General features: G+C 65.9%; 21 protein-coding genes. 11 read left to right on the top strand and 10 right to left on the bottom strand.

Annotation, left to right across the window (positions count from 1 at the left end; translation table 11 throughout):
* Positions 1 to 3 precede the first annotated feature (3 nt).
* Positions 4 to 1323, bottom strand: a complete 1320-nt coding sequence (locus tag EUV02_RS01875; protein WP_135244521.1) for an MFS transporter — start codon at positions 1321 to 1323, stop codon at positions 4 to 6.
* A 191-nt stretch (positions 1324 to 1514) separates the two neighbouring features.
* Between EUV02_RS01875 and EUV02_RS01870 the strand changes: the two genes are divergently transcribed.
* The 3 genes from EUV02_RS01870 (at position 1515) to EUV02_RS01860 (ending at position 5690) form a co-directional block, all read left to right on the top strand.
* Positions 1515 to 2771 (top strand): cytochrome P450, encoded by a 1257-nt coding sequence (locus EUV02_RS01870; protein WP_135244520.1) that lies wholly within the window; start codon positions 1515 to 1517, stop codon positions 2769 to 2771.
* Between the two features lie 74 nt (positions 2772 to 2845).
* Positions 2846 to 4144 carry an ammonium transporter gene (locus EUV02_RS01865; RefSeq protein WP_243445734.1) on the top strand — a complete coding sequence of 433 codons (1299 nt, stop codon included), beginning with the start codon at positions 2846 to 2848 and terminating at the stop codon, positions 4142 to 4144.
* Positions 4137 to 5690, top strand: a complete 1554-nt coding sequence (locus tag EUV02_RS01860) for a DUF389 domain-containing protein (protein WP_135244519.1) — start codon at positions 4137 to 4139, stop codon at positions 5688 to 5690. Before EUV02_RS01865 ends, EUV02_RS01860 begins: the two co-directional genes overlap by 8 nt.
* Positions 5691 to 5851: 161 nt before the next feature.
* Here the strand turns inward: EUV02_RS01860 and EUV02_RS01855 are convergent, their stop codons facing one another.
* Together EUV02_RS01855 and EUV02_RS01850 are read right to left on the bottom strand one after the other, a co-directional pair.
* Positions 5852 to 7030: a serine hydrolase domain-containing protein gene (locus tag EUV02_RS01855; RefSeq protein WP_135244518.1), complete on the bottom strand. Its 1179-nt coding sequence runs from the start codon at positions 7028 to 7030 to the stop codon at positions 5852 to 5854.
* A gap of 69 nt (positions 7031 to 7099) precedes the next feature.
* Positions 7100 to 8506, bottom strand: coding sequence for an 8'-apo-carotenoid 13,14-cleaving dioxygenase (locus EUV02_RS01850; protein ID WP_135244517.1), 1407 nt, complete (start codon positions 8504 to 8506; stop codon positions 7100 to 7102).
* Between the two features lie 66 nt (positions 8507 to 8572).
* Between EUV02_RS01850 and EUV02_RS01845 the strand changes: the two genes are divergently transcribed.
* The gene (locus EUV02_RS01845; RefSeq protein WP_207790086.1) at positions 8573 to 9217 is read left to right on the top strand and encodes a TetR/AcrR family transcriptional regulator; all 645 of its coding nucleotides are present in this window, start codon (positions 8573 to 8575) and stop codon (positions 9215 to 9217) included.
* A gap of 96 nt (positions 9218 to 9313) precedes the next feature.
* Here the strand turns inward: EUV02_RS01845 and EUV02_RS01840 are convergent, their stop codons facing one another.
* The gene (locus tag EUV02_RS01840; protein ID WP_135244515.1) at positions 9314 to 10465 is read right to left on the bottom strand and encodes an alpha/beta hydrolase family protein; all 1152 of its coding nucleotides are present in this window, start codon (positions 10463 to 10465) and stop codon (positions 9314 to 9316) included.
* A gap of 92 nt (positions 10466 to 10557) precedes the next feature.
* On the opposite strand from EUV02_RS01840, the gene EUV02_RS01835 reads away from it, so the two are divergent.
* From EUV02_RS01835 to EUV02_RS15840, 3 genes are all read left to right on the top strand, one after another.
* Positions 10558 to 11241, top strand: a complete 684-nt coding sequence (locus tag EUV02_RS01835) for a VOC family protein (RefSeq protein ID WP_135244514.1) — start codon at positions 10558 to 10560, stop codon at positions 11239 to 11241.
* 69 nt (positions 11242 to 11310) lie between these two features.
* Entirely contained in the window at positions 11311 to 12114 is an 804-nt protein-coding gene (locus tag EUV02_RS01830; protein ID WP_135244513.1) for a DUF2092 domain-containing protein, read from the top strand.
* 11 nt (positions 12115 to 12125) lie between these two features.
* Complete coding sequence (locus EUV02_RS15840) at positions 12126 to 12722, top strand: hypothetical protein (RefSeq protein ID WP_166430454.1); 597 nt, start codon at positions 12126 to 12128, stop codon at positions 12720 to 12722.
* A gap of 602 nt (positions 12723 to 13324) precedes the next feature.
* On the opposite strand, the gene EUV02_RS01820 is transcribed toward EUV02_RS15840, so the two are convergent.
* A complete protein-coding gene (locus EUV02_RS01820; protein WP_135244512.1) occupies positions 13325 to 14167 on the bottom strand; it encodes a hypothetical protein in 843 nt (280 codons plus the stop codon).
* Positions 14168 to 14419: 252 nt separating this feature from the next.
* Here EUV02_RS01820 and EUV02_RS01815 point away from each other — a divergent pair, with 252 nt between their 5' ends.
* On the top strand, positions 14420 to 14995 hold the full coding sequence (locus EUV02_RS01815; RefSeq protein WP_135244511.1) for an OmpA/MotB family protein: 576 nt from the start codon (positions 14420 to 14422) through the stop codon (positions 14993 to 14995).
* 3 nt (positions 14996 to 14998) lie between these two features.
* On the opposite strand, the gene EUV02_RS01810 is transcribed toward EUV02_RS01815, so the two are convergent.
* From EUV02_RS01810 to EUV02_RS01795, 4 genes are read right to left on the bottom strand one after another with little or no spacing between them, the layout of a single operon-like run.
* The gene (locus EUV02_RS01810) at positions 14999 to 15811 is read right to left on the bottom strand and encodes a bestrophin-like domain (protein ID WP_135244510.1); all 813 of its coding nucleotides are present in this window, start codon (positions 15809 to 15811) and stop codon (positions 14999 to 15001) included.
* A gap of 47 nt (positions 15812 to 15858) precedes the next feature.
* Positions 15859 to 16854: an acyl-CoA dehydrogenase family protein gene (locus EUV02_RS01805; RefSeq protein ID WP_135244509.1), complete on the bottom strand. Its 996-nt coding sequence runs from the start codon at positions 16852 to 16854 to the stop codon at positions 15859 to 15861.
* Between the two features lie 10 nt (positions 16855 to 16864).
* A complete protein-coding gene (locus tag EUV02_RS01800; protein ID WP_135244508.1) occupies positions 16865 to 18001 on the bottom strand; it encodes an acyl-CoA dehydrogenase family protein in 1137 nt (378 codons plus the stop codon).
* 45 nt (positions 18002 to 18046) lie between these two features.
* Entirely contained in the window at positions 18047 to 19051 is a 1005-nt protein-coding gene (locus tag EUV02_RS01795) for a zinc-dependent alcohol dehydrogenase family protein (RefSeq protein WP_135244507.1), read from the bottom strand.
* A 99-nt stretch (positions 19052 to 19150) separates the two neighbouring features.
* On the opposite strand from EUV02_RS01795, the gene EUV02_RS01790 reads away from it, so the two are divergent.
* Both EUV02_RS01790 and EUV02_RS01785 read left to right on the top strand, forming a co-directional pair.
* Positions 19151 to 20113: a quinone oxidoreductase family protein gene (locus tag EUV02_RS01790; protein WP_135244506.1), complete on the top strand. Its 963-nt coding sequence runs from the start codon at positions 19151 to 19153 to the stop codon at positions 20111 to 20113.
* 2 nt (positions 20114 to 20115) lie between these two features.
* Positions 20116 to 20484, top strand: coding sequence for a diacylglycerol kinase (locus EUV02_RS01785; RefSeq protein ID WP_135244505.1), 369 nt, complete (start codon positions 20116 to 20118; stop codon positions 20482 to 20484).
* Position 20485: 1 nt separating this feature from the next.
* On the opposite strand, the gene EUV02_RS01780 is transcribed toward EUV02_RS01785, so the two are convergent.
* Positions 20486 to 21031, bottom strand: coding sequence for a phosphatase PAP2 family protein (locus EUV02_RS01780; RefSeq protein WP_135244504.1), 546 nt, complete (start codon positions 21029 to 21031; stop codon positions 20486 to 20488).
* 121 nt (positions 21032 to 21152) lie between these two features.
* Here EUV02_RS01780 and EUV02_RS01775 point away from each other — a divergent pair, with 121 nt between their 5' ends.
* Positions 21153 to 22409 carry an LLM class flavin-dependent oxidoreductase gene (locus EUV02_RS01775; RefSeq protein WP_207790085.1) on the top strand — a complete coding sequence of 419 codons (1257 nt, stop codon included), beginning with the start codon at positions 21153 to 21155 and terminating at the stop codon, positions 22407 to 22409.
* The last annotated feature ends 37 nt before the right edge of the window (positions 22410 to 22446 follow it).

Here is a 22446-nt window from a genome sequence, read left to right as displayed (position 1 = left end):
GCTTCAATCAGGCAGGCGTATCCTGGGCAACAGCAAGTAGGTGAAGGCCGAACCGGCCAGCATCGCCGCAGCGCCGACAAGGGCGATGTCATAGTTTTGGCTATAGTCATACAGCCGTCCGAAACCGACGACGCCGCCTGCCGTGCCGAGCAATGAGGCGAGCACCAGCGCGCCGTAGATGGCGCTGTAATGGGCCTGGCCGAACAGCCGCGACACGAACCACGCCAGCACGTCGGTTTCGGAGCCCTGCAGCAACCCGACCAGCACGATTGCCAACGGGATGAACGCGTTGGGTGCAGGCGCGGTCAACAGCAGCGCGCCCCCGGCGCCGCCGAGCGCCACCACCGCCGCAACGTGCTTGGCGCTGATCCGGTCGAACAGCATGCCGACGCCGATGCGACCGAACAGCACCGACACCGAATACAGTGCGATATAGAGCGCAATCGACCCGGCTTCGATGCCTTTGCCCGACAGCAGCGGATCAAGCTGCGTCAGGATGCCGGTCGTCGGCGCATTGATCAACACCATCGCCAGCGCCAGCAGCCAGAAGCCACGCGTGCGCAGCGCTGCACGCCAGGTCACGCTCGTCCGGGCGACCGCCGACAGCGCCTTGGTCGTTTCAACGAGTTCAGGTGTGGCCAGTCCTGCCGGCACACCTTCGGTCACCGACTCGACCGCAGCATCTTCGGCGGCTTCGAGATCGGCGGGCACGACATCGGTCGGTGCCGGCCGCACGCCGATCAGCACCGCGGGCAAGCCGATGCCCAGCGTCAGCACCGCCAGCGCCAGATAGCCGCCGCGAAACCCCCAGTTTTCAATCGCCCAGCCGACCACCGGCGTCAGTAGCAATGCGCCGAGCGACACCCCCGACGCCATGACGCCGAGCGCCTGGCCCTTGGCATGGTCGAACCAGCCGTTGACGATGCGCGTATAGACCAGCCCCGTGGTGCCGGGTGCCGCCAGCCCGATGGCGAACGAATACAGCACGAACTGCCAGTAGCTGCCGTTCATCAGCGACATGCCGACGAACGCCAGCGCCAGCGCGACGATGCTGACTGGCGTGACGCGGCGCACGCCCCAGCGGTCGGCCAGATAGCCAACGAGCGGCGCCGTCAGCGAGCCGATCAGCCCGAGCGCGGCGCCGGTGGCGATCTCGCCGCGGCTCCAGCCAAACGCGTGCTGCACCGGCACCACGAACAGGCTCGACACATATTGATACAGCGCTGCACCGGTGCCGATGGCGGCCGCCGACGCCGCAACAACGCGCCAGCCGCGCCGCCACTCCGCGCGGCCTGTTCGCGCCACTGCCTGCTCACTCGCCATGCCGAACCATCCCCGCAGGTCTCACGCGCCCGCTCCGGCGACCTTGGTAGGCGAGGTCGCGGGCGGCAAACAAGCGGCGAATGGATGGACGGGCACCGCGGCCTGCGACATGGCTTCGCACCGTCTGGACATTTGCCGGGCCGCGTTGCACAGAAGATGCGAACTAACACTACGCAAAAAGGTGCCGCCCCATGATTGCCACTCACGCAGAGCGCCTCGCCGCCGCACGCGCACAGGCCTATGCGCTGCCGCTCGCCGAGCTCAATCCGGCGCGCCCCGAGCAGTTCCAGAACGATACGATGTGGCCGTATTTCGAGCGCCTGCGCGCCGAAGACCCGGTGCACTACACCGCCGAAAGCAACTACGGCCCGTATTGGTCAATCACCAAATACAACGACATCATGGCGGTCGACACCAACCATGCGGTGTTCTCGTCCGAGGGCGGCATCACCATCGCCTCGCAGGACGGCGAGCAGGGCCCGCTGCCGATGTTCATCGCGATGGACCCGCCCAAGCACGATGAACAGCGCAAGACCGTCAACCCGGCGGTGTCGCCGTTCAACCTCGCGCGGCTCGAACCGCTGATCCGCGAACGTGCGGCGAAGATCCTCGACTCGCTACCGATCGGCGAGGAGTTCGACTGGGTCGACAAAGTGTCGATGGAGTTGACCGCAATGACGCTGGCGACGCTGTTCGACATGCCGCAGGAAGACCGCCGCAAGCTGACCTATTGGTCCGACGTCGTCACCGCGGTGCCCGGCCAGGGCCTGATCGATACGCTCGAGCAGAAGTTCGCGATCTTCACCGAATACCACGCCTATTTCACCGAGCTGTGGAACCAGCGCGTCAACGCCGAGCCGGGCAACGACCTGATTTCGATGCTCGCGCACGGGCCGGCGACGCGCAACATGTCGCCGCGCGAATATTTCGGCAACATCGTGCTGCTGACGGTGGGCGGCAACGACACGACGCGCAACACGATCAGCGGCTCGGTGCTGGCGCTCAACCAGAACCCCGACCAATACGCCAAGCTGCGCGCCAACCCCGATCTCATCACCTCGATGGTCTCCGAAACCATCCGCTGGCAAACGCCGCTGCCGCACATGCGCCGCATCGCAACGCAGGACATCGAGTTCCAGGGCAAGCAGATCCGCAAGGGCGACAAGGTCGTCATGTGGTACGTGTCGGGCAACCGCGACGACACCGTCATCGAACGCCCCAACGACTATATCATCGACCGCGCCCGCCCGCGCCAGCACCTGAGCTTCGGCTTCGGCATCCACCGCTGCGTCGGCAACCGCCTCGCCGAACTGCAGCTGACGATCATCTGGCAGGAAATCCTCAAGCGCTTCCCGACCATCGAAGTCGTCGCCGAACCCAAGCGCGTGTTCTCGACGTTCGTGAAGGGCTATGAATCGATGCGCGTGGTCATTCCTACGCGCGTCTGAAACGCGGCTTTTGAATAGACAGCCGCGCTGCTTTCCCGGATAGGACGCTGCAACAAAAGCGTTTGCGGGGAGGCATGATGAACGTTCGGCGCATGGGGGCCATGCTGCTGGCATTGGCGACATCAACGCCGGTGTTCGCACAAGATGCGACGGCCAACACCGGCGATACCGCCTGGGTGCTGATGGCGAGCGCGCTGGTGCTGCTTATGACGTTGCCCGGCCTCGCGCTTTTCTATGGTGGCCTCGTCCGCGTCCGCAACATCCTGTCGGTGCTGATGCACTGCTTCGTCATCGCCTGCGCGATCTCGCTGCTCTGGGCGGTGTGCGGCTACAGCTTCGCGTTCGGCACCGGCTCGCCGTGGCTTGGCGGCACCGCCAACCTGCTGCTCGCCAATCTCGCCGCCGTCCGCGCCGGCACAACCATTCCCGAAAACGCCTTCGCGCTGTTCCAGATGACCTTCGCGATCATCACCCCGGCGCTGATCATCGGCGCCTTTGTCGAGCGCGTGCGTTTCGGCTGGGTCGTCGCCTTCACGTTGCTGTGGTCGCTGATTGTTTACGTGCCCGTCGCGCACTGGGTGTGGGGCGGCGGCTGGCTGGCCGCACGCGGCACGCTCGATTTCGCCGGCGGCATTGTCGTTCACACCACTGCCGGCGTCGCAGCGTTGATCGTCGCGATGATGATCGGCGCGCGCAAGGGCTTCCCGCGCATAGCGATGGTGCCGCACAGCCCGGCGCTCACCATGACCGGCGCCGGCCTGCTGTGGTTCGGTTGGTACGGCTTCAACGGCGGTTCGGCGCTCGGTGCCAACGCGCTCGCCGCCAGTGCCATCCTCAACACGCATCTCGCGGCATGCGCTGCAGCGCTCGTCTGGATTGCCGGCGAATATCTCAAAATCCGCAAGCCGACCTCGATCGGCATCGTCACCGGCGCTGTCGCGGGGCTGGCAACGGTGACCCCGGCGGCGGGTTACATCGGCCCGGCGGGCGCCATCGCTCTCGGCACGCTCGGCGGGCTGGTGTGTTTCGGCGCGGTTATGCTGGTCAAGCACAAGTTCCGCATCGACGATTCGCTCGATGTCTTCGCCGTCCACGGCGTCGGCGGCATCCTCGGCTCGCTGCTGCTGCCGCTGTTCATGCTGCCGGCGCTCGGCGGTATCGGCTTTGCTGCGGGCAACAGCATGGCGACGCAGTTCGGCGCACAAGCGCTCGGCGTCGGCGTCGTCGCGCTATGGACCGGCGTCGCCACGATCGCCATCGGCTGGCTGGTGGCACGCGTGCTCGGCCTGCGCGTTGACGAGGAGGCCGAACACGACGGCCTCGACCTGTCGAGCCACGGCGAACGCGGCTGGGACTTCAACCAGGGTGGCTGACCCGCGCGCCTTGGGTCCGCGCTGGCGCCGGCGGCTGGTCGAGCTGCTCCAGCTCCATGACCTCGACGGCGAGCGCGGCCGCGAGTTGCGCCGCAGCGTCTTCGAACGCGGCTCGCTGACCCCCGGCTATGTGCTGATGTGCGTGTTGTCGGCGGGCATCGCGACGCTCGGCCTGTTGCAATCGTCGGTCGCGGTGGTCATCGGCGCCATGCTCGTGTCGCCGCTGATGACGCCGATTGCCGCGCTCGGCTTCGGGCTCGCCACCTTCGATGCCAAACGGCTGCGCGAAGGCGCGGGCGTCGTCACCGTCGGTGCGCTGATCGGCATCACCACCGGGCTGCTTGTCACCTGGATCAGTCCAATCGACGACATCACCCCCGAAATCATCGCGCGTACGCAGCCGACGCTGCTCGACCTTGCGGTGGCTTTGCTGTCGGGCATCGCCGGCGGCTATGCCATCGTCCGCCAGCAGGGCGAGACCGCGATCGGCGTCGCCATCGCCACGGCGCTGATGCCGCCGCTCGCCACCGTCGGCTACGGCATCGCGTCGCTGCGCCCCGACATAGCCGGCGGCGCGATGCTGCTGTTCCTGACCAACTTGACCGCTATCGCGATTGCCATTGCCGGCGTCGCGCGGCTGACCGGTGCAGCGGCGCCGCGCGCCGGCCTGCGCGTCAACCCCGGCATCTTCCTGATCGGTGCGGTGCTCACAGTGGCGCTATTGACGCCGTTGGCGGCCACGCTGTTCCGCCTGCAGCGCGAAGTCGAGGTGCGGCGCGTCAGCCAGCGCGTGCTCGCCGCGACCTTCGACGTGCCCACCACCGATATCTCGCAACTCAACGTCAGCTGGCCCTTGCGCGGTAGCCCCGAAATCTCGGCCGTGGTCATCACCCCGCGCTTTGCCCCCGACGCGCAAAGCGAAGTGCTCAAGGAAATCGCCACCCAGATCGGCCAGAAGCCCGACCTGCACCTCCAGCAGATCGAAATCGGCAGCGGCATCGCGCGCTCCGAAGCGATGATCGCCGCCGCCCTCGCGCGCAGCGCCGAAGGTAATGTCCGCGACGAACCGCCCATTGCCGAAATCCGCGCTGCATTCGAACTGCCGGTGACCGCGCTGTGGCACGACCCGACGTCACACATCGTCCATGCCCAACTCGCCGTCGCCCCCGGCTGGACTCTCGCCGACTATCGCAGCCTCGACGGTGCCGGCGGCCGCAGCTTCGGCAGCTGGACGCTGCGCGTCGTCCCACCGCCGCAAGCGGTCATCCGCATTGCCGGCGACCCGGCACGCGCCGCCGCCGATACCGACGCGGCAATCTGGGCGCTCAAGGCCTGGGGCCTGCGCGGCGTCAGCATCCGGCTACCCGCCGGCGATGACTTTGCCGAGCGGTCAAACACCGCCCCCGCGACCACGCTGGCATCACGGCTGGCCCTCGAAGGCATCACCACAAACTTCGTCGCAGGCGCCGAACTGCAGGCGGAAACCGAAATCCTCGCGCTGCCGCCACCGCCGCGGTCGGCGTCAGCGGTGGCGGTCGCCGAGTGAATTGAAGGGCCTCCGGCGGGCAGGCCTCAGGCCTGCACCAATAGTTTTGTGGCGCGCTTCAATAGTCAGCGGCAGCCGACAGTGGCACGGTTCCAAATCAATTGGTGCAGGCCTGAGGCCTGCCCGCCGGAGGCCCTTTCTGCCCCTTCCCCGTCCTAGCCTCAGCCACCCGCGTCGATCAGCGCCTGCACCTGCTTGTAGAACTTCTCGCGCGCTTCGGGTTGCGGGCCGGCGTCGGCGCGTGGCCAGTTCGAGTTGCTGGCGATGACGAGGTGGCGTTTGGGATCGATGAAGATGCCTTGGCCGAAGATACCCATCGCGGCGACCGAGCCGTCATCATAGGTCCACCACTGGAAGCCGTAACCCATGCCCGGCGTGCCGATGTCTTTCTGCTTGTGCGTGGCTTGGGCGAACCAGTCGGCGGGGACGGTCTTGCCGCCGGCGTCGGTGAGCACGAACTGACCGAAGCGGGCGAAGTCGCGCGTTGCCGCCTGGATGCAGCAGCCGGCGATTTCGTGGCCGGTGCTGCCTTTGAGCCAGGTTGCCTTGGCTTCCATGCCCGCGGGCTGCCAGATTTTTTCCTGCATGTATTGGGCCAGCGGTTTGCCGGTGGCGGATGACACCAGCACGCCGATCAGGTTGGTTTCACCGGTGTTGTAGTGCCAGACCTCGCCCGGCGGGTGGGCGCGCGGCAGCTTGCGCATGTAGCTGACGGTGGCATCGACGCCGGGGTCGGGCTTCACGACATTGAACTGCGCAACATCGGCCTTGGGGTCCTCGTAATCCTCGTTCCAGCGCACGCCCGAGCTCATCGTCAGCAACTGGCGGATGCTGACATCGTCATACGCCGAGCCGCGCAGGTCGGGGATGTACTGGCTGACCTTGTCGTCGAGGCTCTTGATATAGCCGTCGCGGATGGCGGCGCCGACGAGCGTCGAGGTGAACGACTTGGCGACCGAGAAGCTCGTCCAGCGGCCCTTGGCATCGAAGCCGAGGCCGTAGCGTTCGAAGCGCAGCTTGCCGTCCTGCAGGATGACGATGCCGGCCGAGCGCTGGTCGGCGAGGAATTTGTCGACGCCGGGAATGTCGAGCGGTTTGCCCGCGGGCAGTGGCAGCGGCGTCGCCGACGGCGCGATTTCGTTGAACGCCGCCAGCATCGGCAGCCGGTCCATGGCGCGGAACGCCGCGTCACGCTGCGGTATCGACCACGACAGCACATCGGCGGTGGTCGGCATCGAGGCGATGACATCGCGCGCTTCGCGGTCGAGGCTGGCGTACCAGGCGCCGCCCGCGAGCAGCACCACGCCGAGCGCCGTCAGAGCTATCGTTGTCTTGCGCATGGTCGGCGCCCTCCCCGTCTTGTTATGCCCGCACGCATAGCCTGCGGGCGACGGGAAGGGCAACCGGCGTCAGGCCGCGATCCAGTTGCCGTGGAAGCCCGGCGGGACGCGGTGCGGGATCTTCACCGTCGCGACCGGCGGCGCGGTGAAGCTGGCGGCATCGAGGATGACGAGATCGGTCGTCGCGTCATTGGTATCGATGACATAGCCGAGCAGCCAGCCGTCGTCCTCGGCACTATCGGCGCTGCGCGGCACGAAGACGAACTCGCCCGGATAGCGGCCGGCGCCGAACTCGTGCGTCTCGCGCGTGCCGGCTTGCAGGTCGTGCTTGTAGTAATGCGGCAGCGAGACAAAGTCCGACGAGCCCGCCGGCAGCGGCATCGTATAGGCGTAGCGATACGGCTGGCCGAGGCGACGTTCATCGGGGCGCGGGAACTCCTGCGGATCGGCGTCGAGGACCTTGCGATCCACAGTGCGCGCCACCGGATCGATCGTCCAGCGCTCGAACGTCACCGTCTGCGAATCCGGGCCCTGCGTGCTTTCGGCGAACATGCGGTCGTGCACCGCCAGATCGACGATGACCTTGCCGTCGGGCGTGTCATAGGCGTTGCAGGGATGGAACACATGGCACGGCGAAACCGGGCACCAGATGGTGTCGCTGCCCTTGCCGTTACGCGGCAGCAGCCCGACGCGCGCTTCATGCGCGGGGTTCCAAGCATAGGGAAAGGCATGGCCGGCGAGCAGCGTCTTCATCGAGAAGGTAAGCGGCAGGTCGAAGATCAGCACGAAGCGCTGCGTGATCATGCAGTCATGGATGCTGGGGCCATCCTGCACCGCAATCGGCTCCTCGCGCGTCACCTTGCCGTCCTTGCCGACGACAACGTGGCGGATCGTCGTCGGATCGGTGCCAGCGTAGCAGATCGCGTGCAATTCGCCGGTCAGCGGATCGAGATGCGGATGCGCGCTGAACGTGCCGGTCAGCGTGCCGCCGAACGGATTATGCGCCACCGTGTCGAGCGTGTCGGACATCTCGACCGGAAAGCCGACGGCCTCGACCAGCGCCCAGGTCTTGCCGGCGTGGCCGAGCACATTGGTGTTGGCGGTGTCGCTCATGCCGTTGCGCGGCCCGGGCGCCGGCGCCTCGCCGAGCGCCGCGCTGACCGCCTTCGAGCGCACCCAGCGGTTGCGATACCATTGCGCCTTGCCGTCCGACAGGCAGATGCCGTGCACCATGCCGTCGCCGACGAACCAATGGTATTTTGCCGGATCGGGCGGCGAAACCGGATTGGGCCCGATGCGCAGGTAGCGACCGTCGAGCGCAGCCGGGATGGTGCCGGTCACCTGCAAGTCGGTGACGGTGACTTCACGCGCCAGCGGCGCATGAATGCCCGACAGATACGGATGCGGCTGGTCGGCCGCGAACAGCGGCTTGGCCGGCCCGGCGCGGGTGGTCAGATCGTCAATGGTGCTGGCCATGATCGGCTCCCCTGTTCTGAATATGATTTGGCAAAACGACTCAGGAATGTTTACAGTGTTAGCATCATGGCGAGCGATGCTAACACTGTCAACATTGAATCCGACGCCGCCGTCAAAGCGCGCGGCTACCACCACGGCGACCTCGGCGCTGCGCTGGTCGATTGCGGCATGCGGCTGCTCGAAAGCGGCGACGCCGAGAGCCTGAGCCTGCGCGCCGTCGCCCGCGAAGCCGGCGTCAGCGCCACCGCCGTCTACCGCCACTTCGCCGACAAGGCCGCACTGCTGCGCGCACTCGCCCGCGAAGGCCTCGACCAGCTCGCGCAGAACCAGCGCAACGCGATGATGCACGCCGGCGGCGGTGCGGCCGGCCTCGACGCGTCAGGCGCCGCCTATGTGCGCTTCGCCGTCGCGCGCCCACAGCTGTTCCGCATGATCATGTCGAACATCGCCGTCGCCAACGGTGACGTCATCGACCAGACCGCCGCCGCCCCCGAACGCGTCTCCGGCGCCATGCGCCAGCTGCGCGACGCCATCGCCGCCCTCGCCCCGCCCGGCACCAGCGCCGAAGAAGTACGCGTCATCGCGGCACGGTCCTGGGCGCAGGTGCACGGGCTGGCCATGCTGATCCTCGACGGCCAACTGCCTGCAGATGATGCGCTGATCGATGCGGTGGTCAAGGGACGGACATTGCTGCCGCAGGGCAAGGGTTAAGAGCCTCCGGCGGGCAGGCCTGAGGCCTGCACCCATTTGAAGAGCGCATAACAATCGGGTGCAGGGGCTAGCCCCTGCCCGCCGGAGGCCCTGCTACTAAAACCCGTGCGCACTCATCCAGCCGCTCACCGCCGCAACCGCTTCGGGCAGCAAATCATGGCGCTCGATGTAATAATGGTCGGCGCCCTTGATATCGACATAGCTCTTGTCGGGCGACGCCACCGCTTCGAACAGCCGCGCCGCATGGCTCGGCGTGCACGCGAGGTCGGCGGTGTTGTTGATGACCAGCACCGGGCACGAGATATGCCCGGCATTGACGATGCCGTTGGCGCGGCTGCGGTCATAGCTCCACTGCGACAGCCATGAGCGCAGCGTGGTGAAGCGCCCGAGCCCGACGGGGCCGTCATTGGCGATGCGCGGCTCGCCGAGATAGCAGGTGTAGGGCTTGCGGTCGGACGGGTCCTGCGTCGGGTCGGTCCAGCGCACATCGGCCATTGTGCCGGCGACGATGAACGGCCGCTCGGCATCGGGTTCGCCGGACGCTTTCAATGCCGCCAGCGTCGCCTCGACACGCGCGGTGATGCGGCGGTTGCGGGCGATCTGCGCGGCGCGGAAGCGTTCGACGAACGCCGCGCTGTACGGCGGCTGGTCGGGGCATTTCGGGTCATAGATGTTGAGCGTGACGTCGCGCTCATAGGGCTTGTCCTCGTCGGTCACCGAGGGGTCGAGCCATTCGGTCATCGTCACCGAACGGCTGATGTGCGCGGCGAGCAGCATGATGCCGTCGGCGGGCTGCAGTTTGGCGGCGACCAGGTCGACTTCGTCACCCGCCGGCGTCGTGGTGATCGACGGATTTTCGGCCTGGTCCTGATAGAACAGCGACAGCGAGCCGCCGCCCGACCAGCCGCCGAGCACGACCTTTTCATAGCCGAAGCGGCGCTTGAGATCGGCGATGCAGGCGCCGAGATCGAGCACGCACTTTTCCAGGATCAGCGCGGTGTCGTTGCCGCGGTAGCGCGTGTTGCAATAGATGACGTGGTGCCCCGCCGCGGCGAGCGCCGTCACCAGCGGCAGGAATGACCCGCCGCCGATCGGGTGGCTGAACAGGATGACCGATTTGGACGCGCCGGTTTCGGGCCGGATCCGCATGCATTCGACGAACACCGCCCCCGCTGCGCCGCCATAGACCTCCTTGAGCTTGCTCGGATCCTTGCTCTGATAGCCATAGGGTTCGCGTACCACGTTCATCGACTGCTCCTCGTTGCGTGCTGGACGTTCTTCGCGGCGCTGCATATTGTCAACTTCAATGCCGAATGGGCAAAGACGCTGGGGAGAACGACATGACACAGCAACCGGATGGTATCCACCACCTCGCCTTCATGGCGGGCGACATCAAGAAACACATCGAATTCTTCTCGCAGGTCATGGGCTGTCCGCTGGTGGCGCTGTTCGACATGCACGGCGTGCCGGGCGGGCTGCACGCCTTCCTGCGCATGAACGACCACAGCTTTTTCTCGATCGTCCAGCTCCCCGACGTCGACAAGATCCCCGCCGAGCTCGGCGTCACCCACGCCGGCAGCGGCGCCTTGCCGAGCGCTGCGGGCACGCTGCAGCATCTGGCGTTCCGCGTCCCCGATGATGCCGGGCTGATCGCCATGCGCGACCGCATCCGCAGCCACGGCGTCAACGTCATCGGCCCGATCGACCATGGCATGTGCAAGTCGATCTATTTCGCCGGCCCCGACCAGATGACGCTCGAGGTCGCCGCACCGGGATCGCCGCTCGATCCCAAGAAGTGGATCGACCCGACGACGCTCGCCAAGGCCGGCATTTCGGCCGCCGAGGCCGCGGTCTATGCGGCGCCGCCGGCGTACACCGGCCCGTCGCCATTGCCGCAACCCGAATTCGACCCAGCGAAGCCGCACATGGCCTATCCGCGCGATGTCTATCTCAAGATGCTCAAAGTGCCCGACGAAATGATTACCGCCGGCGCGTCGTATGCCGAGCCTCCGGTGCCGGCCTGACGCGTTTGTGACTTGCAACACGGCCTGTGTTGGGTCAGGCTACCCATGGGCTCGTAACGGGAGATATTTATGAAGCGAATGCATGCCGCCCTTCTGGGCAGCCTGTCGCTGGTCATGTTGGCATTACCGGTACAGGCAGCAACGGCCGCAGCGCCGGCGAAGACCGTCGCAGCACCCGCCGTTGATCCGGCAGCAACCGCGGCGCTCAACCGCATGGGTGCCTATCTGCGGACGCTCAAGGAATTCGACGTCACCGTCTACAGCACGACCGAGGACGTGCTCGATTCGGGCCAGAAAATCATGACCAACAACCAGGTCCATTATGTCCTGAAGGCGCCGAACATGCTGGCGGCGACGGTCAGCGGCGACAAGATCAAGCGTCATTATTATTATGACGGCAAGACCTTCACCGTGCGCAACAACCAGAATGATTTCTACGCGCAGGTGCCGTTCACCGGCACCATCGCGCAGTTGCTCACCGAAGTCGAAAAGTACGGCGTCGACCTGCCGCTGCAGGATCTGTTCCGCTGGGGCGACCCTACGGCGGTAACCGGCAAGCCGACCGAGGGCATCGCCATCGGCGACTCGAAGGTCGTCGACTGGGATACCGATCATTACGCCTTCCGTCAGGGCGACGTCGACTTCCAGGTCTGGATCGAAAAGGGTGACAAGCCGTTGCCGCGCAAGCTGGTCATCAACAACCTCGCCGATCCGGCGCAGCCGCAATACACGGCAGTGATGAACTGGAACCTGGATCCCAAAATTGATCCGGCGGTGTTCACCTTCACGCCCGACGCCAATGCCAAGCGTATCCCGTTCATGACGCCCGAAGCGCTTGCCGCAGCAACTGCGGCCAAGAAGCCGGCGAAGTGAGGAGCAGAACCATGAACATGAAACAGAAGTCGATTATCCTGCTCGTCGGCGCAGCCTTCATGGCGGCGTCCCCGGTCCTCGCACGCGGCGGCGGCGGTGGCGGCGGTGGTCGCGGCGGCGGTGGCGGCGGCGGTTTTGACCGCGGCGGCGGTGGCGGCAACCGCGCCAGCGCGCAGACCAGCGTCAATCGTGGCAATGCCGGCAACTACAACAAGGGCGGCTACAACGGTGGCGGCAACGGCAACCGTCCCAATGGTGGCGGCGCCCACAACAACGGCAACAATTACAACAACGTCAACGTCAACCATAACACCAACGTCAACGTCAGCGGCAACAACCGCTACGGTGGCGGTGGCTATTACAACAATGGCTACCACGGTGGCTGCTGCTACAATGACGGCATCGGCTATGTCGGCCGCGCCATGGTCACCACCGCTGCGGTGGTGACGACGGCGGCAGTGGTCGGCTCGATCGTCAACACCCAGCCGTCGGGTTGCACCAACCAGCCCTACAACGGCTATGTCTACCTGTATTGCAACGGCACCTGGTACCAGCCGATGGCGCAGGGTTCGAGCACGCAATATGTGGTGGTCAACGCGCCGTACTAAGGCGCCCGGCGTGACCATCAACCGGCCGCGGGCAACCGCGGCCGGTTTTTTGTGCGCGCCGAATGCGCGATTTCACTTGACATAACGAACCGAATCGGTTAGTGATGCTCTCAAGGCGACGGGGAATGGGAGTTCCTCGTCCAACCTGTCCGGGCTCACGATCGCCACTTGCGTTCCCGGGCGTGACGTCTCACCGCCGCGCTTTTTAGCCCCGCGCTCTGTTAGATCGGGAACTTCAGCTCCAAGTGTTTCCAGGAGGACACTTTCTACCCTGTACGAAGCCTAGTGCTGACATACAGTACTGAAACAGTACTAGCGGCGTAAGAAACCGCCCGTCCTCCGCAACCCGGCTATCCCGATCAGCGTCACAAAGCCTGCCTCTTCCCGATGATCCAGCAACCCTCCCAAGGACGCCGTCATCGGGAAGAGGATAAATCTCCACCGTGGCGGTGGGGGTCAGTACCAGGACGATGGACCGGGGCGGGGATATCCGCTGGCCGGAAATTCGTCGTGGCTGCGACGGGTTTGCACGCTGTCGACAGCAAAACGCCGGCCCAAATCCTTGGACCGGCGTCGTGCCTTTCAACCCTGCTACGCTGTCGTCAGAACTTGACGACGCCGTAGATCAGGAAGCTGTTGGTCTTGATGTTGACGTTGCCGTCAAAGCTGGTCTTGGTGACGCCAACGTCGATGTTGGTGTGCAGATAGGACAGACCGACGCCGAAGTTGTGGAACAGCATATAATCGGTCGAGGCGGTCAGCACCCAGATCGAGCCGTCGATGTCGCCAATCTTGGCCTTCATGCCCGACAGGCTGGTGCCTGCCGTCCAGCGCGGGCTGAGATACCAGTCGAACGAACCACCGACGACCGGCAGCGGCAGCGTGGTGCCTTCGCTGGTCGAGAAGCTGCGCGTCGGGTTGCCCGGATAGGCCGACGCCGCGAAGTTGAACTTCACGTTCGAACCATAAAGGCCGAGCAAGCCGGCGAGTTCGAGATTGTCCTTCTTGATGAACGAGTAGCGATACGTGCCGAAGAAATAGTTGTTCTTCAGTTCGATCGACGCCGATGCACCGGCCGGGATGAACTCATTGCCGATCTGGATGTCGTTCTGCGTCGTGTAGCTGGTGTCGCGCTTGGTCTGATACCACAGCAGCGAAACGCGGTGACGGTTGGCGACGCGCCAGTTGGCCGAAGCCAGGAACGAGCTGGTGCTGGCGCCGCTACCATCAGGATTGAAACCGACATCGGTGCCATCGGTTGTCGTGCCGTTGAGGCCGATGCTGCCGCCGAGATCGGTGAACACCCAGCCGGCGCTCAGCGTGAACTTGTCGGTACCCTGACCGCCGTAGCTCGGATCAACTTCGGCGTGGGCGGCCTGTGCAGCCATCGCCATGCCAAGGCCGGCAAGCCCGGCGAACGCACGCTTCGAAAAACCCACAGTCATCAAATATTCCTTCGCCCTGAGTTCAACTGTCCATGCGCCAGCATGTAGCGGCGCAATGTCAGGACTGCCTATCCCACGGCGACCATTGCCAACTCAAGCAAAACTCGCAGGGACACAGGTATTTTGCGCCAAAAGCGACATTACCGCAACAGTCTGCCGCGCCCGGCGCCCGTGCTGCCGCCAACAGCTTGCCGCCCTTACCGCCACCGATACGCTACCGCCCTGACCAACAGTGCCGAAGGAGTCCCTGCCATGCGCCCTGCCCTCACGCATACTGCTGCCATTGTGCCTCTTGTCGCGTTCGCGCTGCTCGGCGGCTGTGTCAGCCAGACAAGATACAACAGCCAGGTCGCCGCAACTGCTGCGGCGCAGAACCTCAGCGCCCAGAATGCCGAACTCAACAAGCAACTGGCGGCCGAAATCGCCGACAAGCAGGTCACCATCCAGCAACTCAACGATCGGCTGGTGGTTACACTGGTCGACCAGGTGTTGTTCGCCTCGGGCAGCGCCGAACTCCACCCCAAGGGCCGCGCGGTGCTCGACAAGGCCATCCCGACGCTGGCCGCGCAGACCGGCAAGTGGATCATCATCGAAGGCCATACCGACGATCAGCCAATCGGCCCGAGCATCATCGCGCGCTTCCCGACCAACTGGGACCTGTCGACGGCGCGCGCCACCTCGGTCGTCAAATATCTGCAGGACAAGGGCGTGCCGCCGGTCAACCTCGCGGCGACGGGCTATTCGCAATACCAGCCGGTCAAGCCCAACACGACCGCCGCCGGGCGCCAGGCCAACCGCCGCATCGAGATCATCCTGCGCATGAAGTAGCGCTCAGCGCGGCGCAGTACCCATGCTGTTGCGGACGTCGATCAGAATCTGGTCAGCGTGGCTGATGGTGAACAGGCCGACGCGCGGATATTCGAGGTCGATGATGACGTAGAGTGTCATCGCAATCGACGTCGAGAACGCCATCACGTGCAGCCACTCGCGCTTGCGGTTGCCGTTGGCCATGCCGAACCCCGCGGTCATCGAGCAGGCCAGCGCGAGGAAGCCGAGCATGAAATAGATCACCCTGGGCGGGTGCGCCTGGGCTGCGACCATGCGCGTCGTCGCCATGTCGAACATCGCGTTGATCGCCGGCAGCAGCACCGTTGACGCTTGCGGCCCCGGTGTCGCGCCCGCGGCCGCGACCGCGTTGCGCCACAGCGTGGCTTGCAACTGCCCGACCTTCGCGACGGCCGCGCGTGTCGAGACTGGATCGGTGACGTGCGCATAGACGCTCAGCCGCGCATCGACATAGTCGCGGAAGTTCTGCCGCAGCACCGGCTGCGCGCCCGCGTTGACCAGATCGACGCGCAAATAGGCGGTGCCGATGGCGTTGGCTTCGTCGCGGATGAGCTCGCGGCGCCCTTCGAAACGCGCCGCGGCGCCCGAAAAGGTGAAGGCGATCAGCAGGCCGAGCAGGGCAAACAAAGCGGCATCGATCGTCGCGACGCCGACCGGGCCGTCATCCTGACGGCCGCGCGCGCGCTGGCCGAGCCGGCGCCCGAACTCGAGGCAGAGGATCATCGCCAGGAAGAACAGCGCGATGGCGGCGAGCGCCAACCATTCCTCGCCAACGCCGAAATAGGTGCCGACCTCCATGCCCCGCCTCCGTCAGTCGATGTCGAACCTTGCCGCCGCGCTGTGACTCACGAAGCGCGCCGGTTGAGCCTGTCGGTACGCGCCACAACTTGCGGCCAGAAGGCATCGGCGCCCTGGGCAGTGATTTCATGCCCGAGCCGCACCGCCCAATAGGCGTCGTTGCCGAACTCGCTGCGCCAGCTCCACAGCCGTCGCGTCAGCGGGTGCAGGCTATAGTCCTGCGTGAAGCCGATGGCGCCATGGACCTGATGCGCCGCCGCGGTGCCGACGCCGATGGCGATGTTGGTACGCAGCTTGGCCGCACCAATCTCAAACGCTGCATCGCCGGCATCGGCAGCTTCGCACGCTCCGGCCGCAGCGGCACGCACGGCAGCCACCTCGACGGCGAACTGGCTGAGCAGCTGCTGCACCGCCTGGAATGCGGCGAGCGCGCGACCGAACTGCTGGCGGCCGTTGACGTAGTCGACCGACAGCTTGAGCGCCGCATCGAGCGCGCCTGCCGATTGCAGCACGCGCAGCAAGGCGCCTTGCGCGAACAGGCCGGCCTCGGAGGCGCTTGTTGCCGGGGCACGCTCGAAAACCAGCGTGTCGCGCGGCTCGCCCGCCGGGTTGATGGCGCGGGCCGCGCGCGCGTCGGCCACCGCCAGCCGCAGCAAGCGGCCATCGGCCTCGGCGAGCACTGCATCGGCTTCGAGGCCCCAGGGCACTTGCGACAATGTCCCGGTGAAGCTGTCGCCGGTCAGCCGGCCCTGTGTCGCACCGGCAATCGTCAGTCGGCCATTGAGCGAAAGCCCGCCAGCCGCCGCCAGCCGTCGTGCCAGCATAACCTCGCCGAGCGGCAGCGCCACGGCATGCGCGCCGGCCAGCGCCAGCACCGCCGCAGCATCGCCCCAGTCACCGCCGAACCCGCCGTCATCGGCGGGCAGCAGCAGGTCGGTCAACCCGGCAGCCTCAACCTCGGCAATGTTGGTCGCATAATCACTGCCGAGCGCCGCAAACAGCCGCGCCGCGGTATCGACCACCATGTCACGATTGTCGCTCATCGCGTCTTGCTCATCTCAGGCCCAATCCCCGCGCAATGATGCCACGCAAGATCTCGCGCGTGCCGCCGCGCAGCGAGAAGCTCGGAGACACCATCAACAGTTGCGCCAACACCGCCGCCAGTTCGGGCGCGCCCGCCGGATCGATTTCAGCCAGCGCCTGCACCGCCGGCGGCAGCGCCTGCTCGAAACTGTTGCCGAGGTCCTTGACCATCGCCGCCTCAAGCGCCGGATCCTCGCCGCCCGCCAGCTTCGCCGCGACCGCCCATGACATGCGGCGCAGCGTCCACAGCTCGGCTGCGGTGCGCCCGATCAGTGCAGCGACCGCCGCATCGGGTTCGGGACCGGCCCAGCGCATAAGTTCGACGAACAGCGCATAGCTCGACAGATAGCGTTCGGGACCCGAGCGTTCGAGCGACAGTTCGGCGGTGACCTGTTTCCAGCCCTCGCCCTCCTTGCCGATCAGCGCATCATGCGGCAGCAACACGTCGTCGAAGAACACCTCGTTGAAGTCGTGCGCGCCGGTCAGGTCGATGACCGGCCGCACGGTGATGCCCGGCGTGTCCATAGTCACCAGCAACTGGCTCAGCCCGGCATTGCGCGTCGATTCAGGATCGGTCCGCACCAGCGCGATCATGATGTGGGCGCGGTGCGCGCCGCTGGTCCACAGCTTCTGGCCGTTGACGCGCCAGCCGTCCTTGGTGCGCTCCGCCCGCGTCCGCACCGATGCAAGGTCGGAGCCGGCGCCGGGCTCGCTCATGCCGATGCAGGCATAAAGCTCGCCGCGCGCCATCGCCGGCAGCAGCTTGAGCTTCTGTTCCTCGGTGCCATGGCGCAGCAGCAGCGGGCCGGTCTGGCGGTCGGCAATCCAGTGTGCCGCGACCGGCGCGCCCGCCGCCAGCAACTCCTCGAGCACGACATAGCGTTCGAGCGGCGCGCGGGCGTGGCCACCGTAGCGTTCGGGCCAGATCATGCCGATCAGCCCGGCGGCACCGGCGGCGCGGCTGAAGCCTTCGTCGGCAACCGCCCAGCAATTGGCGCGGTGCGCTGCGGGGTTGCCCGGAACCGTCGCGGCGACCAGCGCTCGCACGCGGTCGCGCAGGTCCCCGACATCGGGCAAAACGGGTAACGGGGCGGCGAAGATCGACATGCTGCTACGATAGCCCCAATGCGCGTGCGCGCAACGACGTCACGCTTAATACTCGACGCAGATCTTGCCGAAGTGCGTGCCCGATTCCTGCTTGCGGAACGCGTCGGCGAGACCTTCCAATGGGAACGAGCAGTCGATCACCGGCTTGATGCCCGACACGTCGATCGAACGGATCATGTCCTGCTGATGTTCGCGGTTGCCGACGAACAGCCCCTGCACGCGGAGCTGGTTGCCCATTATTGCGGCGGTGTTCACCGGCCCCGCGAAGCCAGCAAGAACGCCGATCAGCGCGATGTGGCCACCCATGCGCGTGGCCATGATCGACTGGTTCATTGTGCCGGCGCCGCCGATTTCGACGACATGGTCGACACCGCGACCGCCGGTGAAGGCGCGTGCCGCCACGCCCCAATCGGGCGTCGACTTGTAGTTGATCAGGTGGTCAGCGCCCATCTTCTTGAGGCGTTCGAGCTTTTCATCCGACGACGAAGTGGCGATGACCGTCGCACCGAGCGCCTTGGCGAACTGCAACGCGAAGATCGACACGCCGCCGGTGCCCTGCACCAGCACCGTCGCGCCGGGCTTGATCTGGCCGTCGACGACCAGCGCGCGCCACGCCGTCAGCCCGGCGCAGGTCAGCGTCGCCGCTTCGGCATGGCTGTAGCCCTTGGGCGGATGCGTGAAGGCCTTGGCGGCCATCGTCACCGTCTGGCTGGCGAAACCGTCGCTGCGGTCGCCGGGGACCTGCGAAATCCATTCGGGCGTTGCCTCGCCGGTCCACCATAGCGGGAAGAAGGTGCTGACCACCGAGTCGCCGACCTTGAATTCGCTGACGCCTTCGCCGACGGCTTCGACGACACCGGCACCGTCGCTCATCGGGACGCGGCCATCGGGGGTCGGGATGCCGCCCTTGACGACGATATAGTCGTGATAGTTGAGCGAGGTGGCGTGAACGCGGACGCGGATTTCACCGGCGCCGGGTTCGCGCGGCGCGATGTCTTCAAGGTACAGATTTTCCAGCCCACCTGGCTTGCGCAGACGCATGACCTTCATTGTTCGACTCCCCGGCATTGCTCGTTGATTGGTTGACGTATACGTCATGCCTTAACCAAGCGCGGGTTTTGCGCAACAGTCAAATGGGGAGATGCGACGATGAAGGCAGCAGTCTATTACGAAAATGGTGGTCCCGAGGTGTTGCGCTACGAGGACGTCGCCGATCCCACATGCGGCCCGCGCAATGTCGTCATCAAGGTCGCAGCCGTCAGCATCGAAGGCGGCGACACGCTCAACCGCTTCGGCGGGCCACTGGTCACACGTCCGCACATCGTCGGCTATCAGGCATCGGGCACCGTCGTGCAAGTCGGCAGCGAGGTCACCACGCACAAGCTCGGCGACCGCGTCGCCACCGTCAACGGATGGGGCAGCCACGCCGAATTGCGCGAAGTGCCGGCGCGCAATGCTTGGGCTGTGCCCGATGGATTGGACCTTGCTGCGGCGTCGATCATCCCCGTCACCTTCGGCACCGCGCATGAATGCCTGTTCGACGCCGGGCAGCTCAAGGCCGGCGACACCGTGCTGGTGCAGGCGGGCGCCAGCGGCGTCGGCATTGCGGCGATCCAGCTGGCGAAGGCCGCCGGCGCCACCGTCATCGCCACCGCCTCGTCCGATGACCGGCTCGCCAAGCTCAAGGCCTACGGGCTCGACCACGGCATCAACTACAAGACCCACGCCGTGCCCGCCGAAGTCATGCGGCTGACCGACAACAAGGGCGCTGCGGTGGTCGTCGATTCGGTCGGCGGCAGCACCTTGCAGGGCAGCGTCGATTCGCTTGGCTACCGCGGCCGCCTCGCCTCGGTGGGTGCCGCCGGGCGCGAGCCGATGAAGGTCGATGTCGGGTCGTTGATGGGCGGCAACCGCACCTTGCGCGGCGTGTTCCTCGGCGCCGAAATCATGACTGACCGCGTCCATGACATGATCGCCGGGCTGTTCACGCAGGCCGCCGCCGGAAGCATCAAGCTGGTCATCGACAAGACCTTCCCGCTATCGGAAGCGGCTGCCGCACACGCCTATATTGAAAGCCGCGCCGCCGTCGGCCGCGTACTGTTGATCCCCTGAGCATGAAGAACCGCCCGTTCATCGAACGCATGGGCTTCGCATTGGCGGGGCTGAAGGCAGCGTGGCAGCGCGAAGCCAGCTTCCGCACGCATTGCGTGATGGGGCTGCTCGCGGTCGCGGCGCTGGCGTTGCTGCGCCCGGCGCCGGTGTGGTGGGCGGTGATCCTGCTGGTGGTGGCGCTGATCCTCGCGCTCGAACTGGTCAATTCGGCGCTGGAGGGCGTCATCGACCACCTGCACCCCGAGCATCACCCGGAGATCAAGATCATCAAAGACATGGTCGCGGGCGCGGTGCTGGTGCTCAGCGGCACGGCACTGCTGGTAGCGCTGGCGCTGGCGGTCGACCTGTGGATGCAGGGACGTTTATTCTAGCTCAGAACTTCGCCGCGACCGAAACGCCGCCGCCCTTCGAGTCGCCCCATGGCATCACCTGGACATTGTCGTTGAGCGGCTTGGTGACGACCCAGGCCCAGACTTCGCCGATCACCGCGCCGGCAACGACATCCTGGATGTAGTGGTTGTTCGACTGCACGCGCGTGAAGCCGACGAACGCCGCCGCCAGCGTTGCCGGCAGGCCGATCTGCCAGCCGTAGCGCTTCTGCATGAAGCCCGCCGAGGCGAAGGCGATGGTGGTGTGGCCGCTCGGGAACGACTGGTCGTTTTCGCCGTTGGGGCGTTCTTCGTGGACGAGCTGCTTGAGCAATTCGGTCGTCGCGCCCGAACCCACCAGCGCGAAGGTCAGCTGCTTGGCACCCTGCCAATTATCTTCCTTGGCGATGCTCAGGCCGTAGCCGGTCGCCATCAGGCCGATGGTGACGGCGGTGCCGGCGTTGTCCCATTGGTCGTTGGTGACGGCGGCTGCGGGCACGCTGACCAGTGACAGCGTGGCGGCGGCGATGGCAAGCTTGGCAAATTGCATGGACTATACTCCTCCGGATGCGGCCGCCGGTCGGGAGTCGCCGGGACGCTTTTGCGCAAATGCCGGCGTTTGTCGAGGAAGGTCTGCAGCAGCTGCGCACTTTGATGTTGCATCGGTAGCAGTGGCGGTTAACGTAAACGTCAACAATCATAACCTTGGGACACTCGACATGCTCGGCAACAAGCTGCGTTTCGGCGCCTTTATCGCCCCCTTCCATGCCATGGACGAAAATCCAACCTTGTGCCTCGAGCGCGATCTCGAGCTCGTCCAGTGGATGGACAAGCTCGGCTTTGACGAAGCGTGGATCGGCGAGCATCACTCGGCGGGCTTCGAACTCATCGCCAGCCCCGAACTGTTCATCGCCACCGTTGCCGAACGCACGCGCAACATCCGCCTCGGCACCGGCGTATCGAGCCTGCCGTATCATCACCCGCTGATGCTGGCGGACCGCATCAACCAGCTCGATCACATCACCCGCGGCCGCGTCATGTTCGGCGTCGGCCCCGGCGCGCTGCCGTCGGATGCGTTCATGATGGGCATCCCCGTCGCCAAGCAGCGCGACCGCATGGACGAGGCGCTCGCGGTGCTGGTGCCGCTGCTGCGCGGCGAGACCGTCAGCGCCAGCACCGAATGGTTCGAGCTCAAGGATGCCCGGCTGCAGATGACGCCGTTCAGCCGGCCTTCGGTCGAAATCACCGTCGCTTCGCAGGTGTCACCTACCGGTGCGCAGGCGGCGGGGCTGCACGGGCTGGGGCTGCTGTCGATCGGCGCCACCTCGACGGGCGGCTTCAACGCGCTGGCGTCGAACTGGGCGATTGCCGAGGAGGCTGCACGCGCCGCTGGCAACACGATGGACCGCAATCAGTGGCGGCTGGTCGGACCGATGCATATCGCTGCGACGCGCGAACAGGCGCGAGCCGATGTCCAGTTCGGGCTGCACAACTGGCTGCACTATTTCCGCGACGTCGCGGCATTGCCGCTGGCGCCCGATGACGGCACGGACCCCGTCGATGCGCTGATCGCCAACGGCATGGCGGTGATCGGCACACCCGATGACGCAGTGGCGCAGATCGAGCGGCTGCAGGCGCAGTCGGGCGGCTTCGGCGCCTTCCTGCTGATGGACCACAACTGGGCGAGTTGGGATGCCAAGCGCCGCAGCTACGAGATGCTGGCGCGCTATGTCATGCCGCGGCTGCAGAACCTCAACGATAACCGCATCGCCTCAATCGACTGGGCAGCGAAGAACCGGCCCGAGTTTATCGGCCAGGTGCAGGCCGCGGTCGGGGCGCGCATTGTCGGGCATATCGCCGCCAAGGGCACCGATAACATCAGCCCCGAAATCCTCGCGGCACTCGCCGCAGCCGCCAAGCAAGCCTGACACCGCATAGCACGCACGCACAGCGGCCTTGACGTTG

The sequence above is a fragment of the Glacieibacterium arshaanense genome (assembly GCF_004681125.1).
Taxonomy (GTDB): Bacteria; Pseudomonadota; Alphaproteobacteria; order Sphingomonadales; family Sphingomonadaceae; genus Polymorphobacter_A; species Polymorphobacter_A arshaanense.
The sequence above is the reverse complement of the archived record's forward strand: the minus strand, read 5'-3'. Positions and strand labels throughout refer to the sequence as shown.

Bases quoted from the DNA above. Each gene is read 5' to 3' on its own strand.
- EUV02_RS01875 (WP_135244521.1), bottom strand. From the start codon at position 1,323: ATGGCGAGTGAGCAGGCAGTGGCGCGAACAGGCCGCGCGGAGTGGCGG.
- EUV02_RS01870 (WP_135244520.1), top strand. From the start codon at position 1,515: ATGATTGCCACTCACGCAGAGCGCCTCGCCGCCGCACGCGCACAGGCC.
- EUV02_RS01865 (WP_243445734.1), top strand. From the start codon at position 2,846: ATGATGAACGTTCGGCGCATGGGGGCCATGCTGCTGGCATTGGCGACA.
- EUV02_RS01855 (WP_135244518.1), bottom strand. From the start codon at position 7,030: ATGCGCAAGACAACGATAGCTCTGACGGCGCTCGGCGTGGTGCTGCTC.
- EUV02_RS01850 (WP_135244517.1), bottom strand. From the start codon at position 8,506: ATGGCCAGCACCATTGACGATCTGACCACCCGCGCCGGGCCGGCCAAG.
- EUV02_RS01845 (WP_207790086.1), top strand. From the start codon at position 8,573: ATGGCGAGCGATGCTAACACTGTCAACATTGAATCCGACGCCGCCGTC.
- EUV02_RS01840 (WP_135244515.1), bottom strand. From the start codon at position 10,465: ATGAACGTGGTACGCGAACCCTATGGCTATCAGAGCAAGGATCCGAGC.
- EUV02_RS01835 (WP_135244514.1), top strand. From the start codon at position 10,558: ATGACACAGCAACCGGATGGTATCCACCACCTCGCCTTCATGGCGGGC.
- EUV02_RS01830 (WP_135244513.1), top strand. From the start codon at position 11,311: ATGAAGCGAATGCATGCCGCCCTTCTGGGCAGCCTGTCGCTGGTCATG.
- EUV02_RS15840 (WP_166430454.1), top strand. From the start codon at position 12,126: ATGAACATGAAACAGAAGTCGATTATCCTGCTCGTCGGCGCAGCCTTC.
- EUV02_RS01820 (WP_135244512.1), bottom strand. From the start codon at position 14,167: ATGACTGTGGGTTTTTCGAAGCGTGCGTTCGCCGGGCTTGCCGGCCTT.
- EUV02_RS01815 (WP_135244511.1), top strand. From the start codon at position 14,420: ATGCGCCCTGCCCTCACGCATACTGCTGCCATTGTGCCTCTTGTCGCG.
- EUV02_RS01810 (WP_135244510.1), bottom strand. From the start codon at position 15,811: ATGGAGGTCGGCACCTATTTCGGCGTTGGCGAGGAATGGTTGGCGCTC.
- EUV02_RS01805 (WP_135244509.1), bottom strand. From the start codon at position 16,854: ATGAGCGACAATCGTGACATGGTGGTCGATACCGCGGCGCGGCTGTTT.
- EUV02_RS01800 (WP_135244508.1), bottom strand. From the start codon at position 18,001: ATGTCGATCTTCGCCGCCCCGTTACCCGTTTTGCCCGATGTCGGGGAC.
- EUV02_RS01795 (WP_135244507.1), bottom strand. From the start codon at position 19,051: ATGAAGGTCATGCGTCTGCGCAAGCCAGGTGGGCTGGAAAATCTGTAC.
- EUV02_RS01790 (WP_135244506.1), top strand. From the start codon at position 19,151: ATGAAGGCAGCAGTCTATTACGAAAATGGTGGTCCCGAGGTGTTGCGC.
- EUV02_RS01785 (WP_135244505.1), top strand. From the start codon at position 20,116: ATGAAGAACCGCCCGTTCATCGAACGCATGGGCTTCGCATTGGCGGGG.
- EUV02_RS01780 (WP_135244504.1), bottom strand. From the start codon at position 21,031: ATGCAATTTGCCAAGCTTGCCATCGCCGCCGCCACGCTGTCACTGGTC.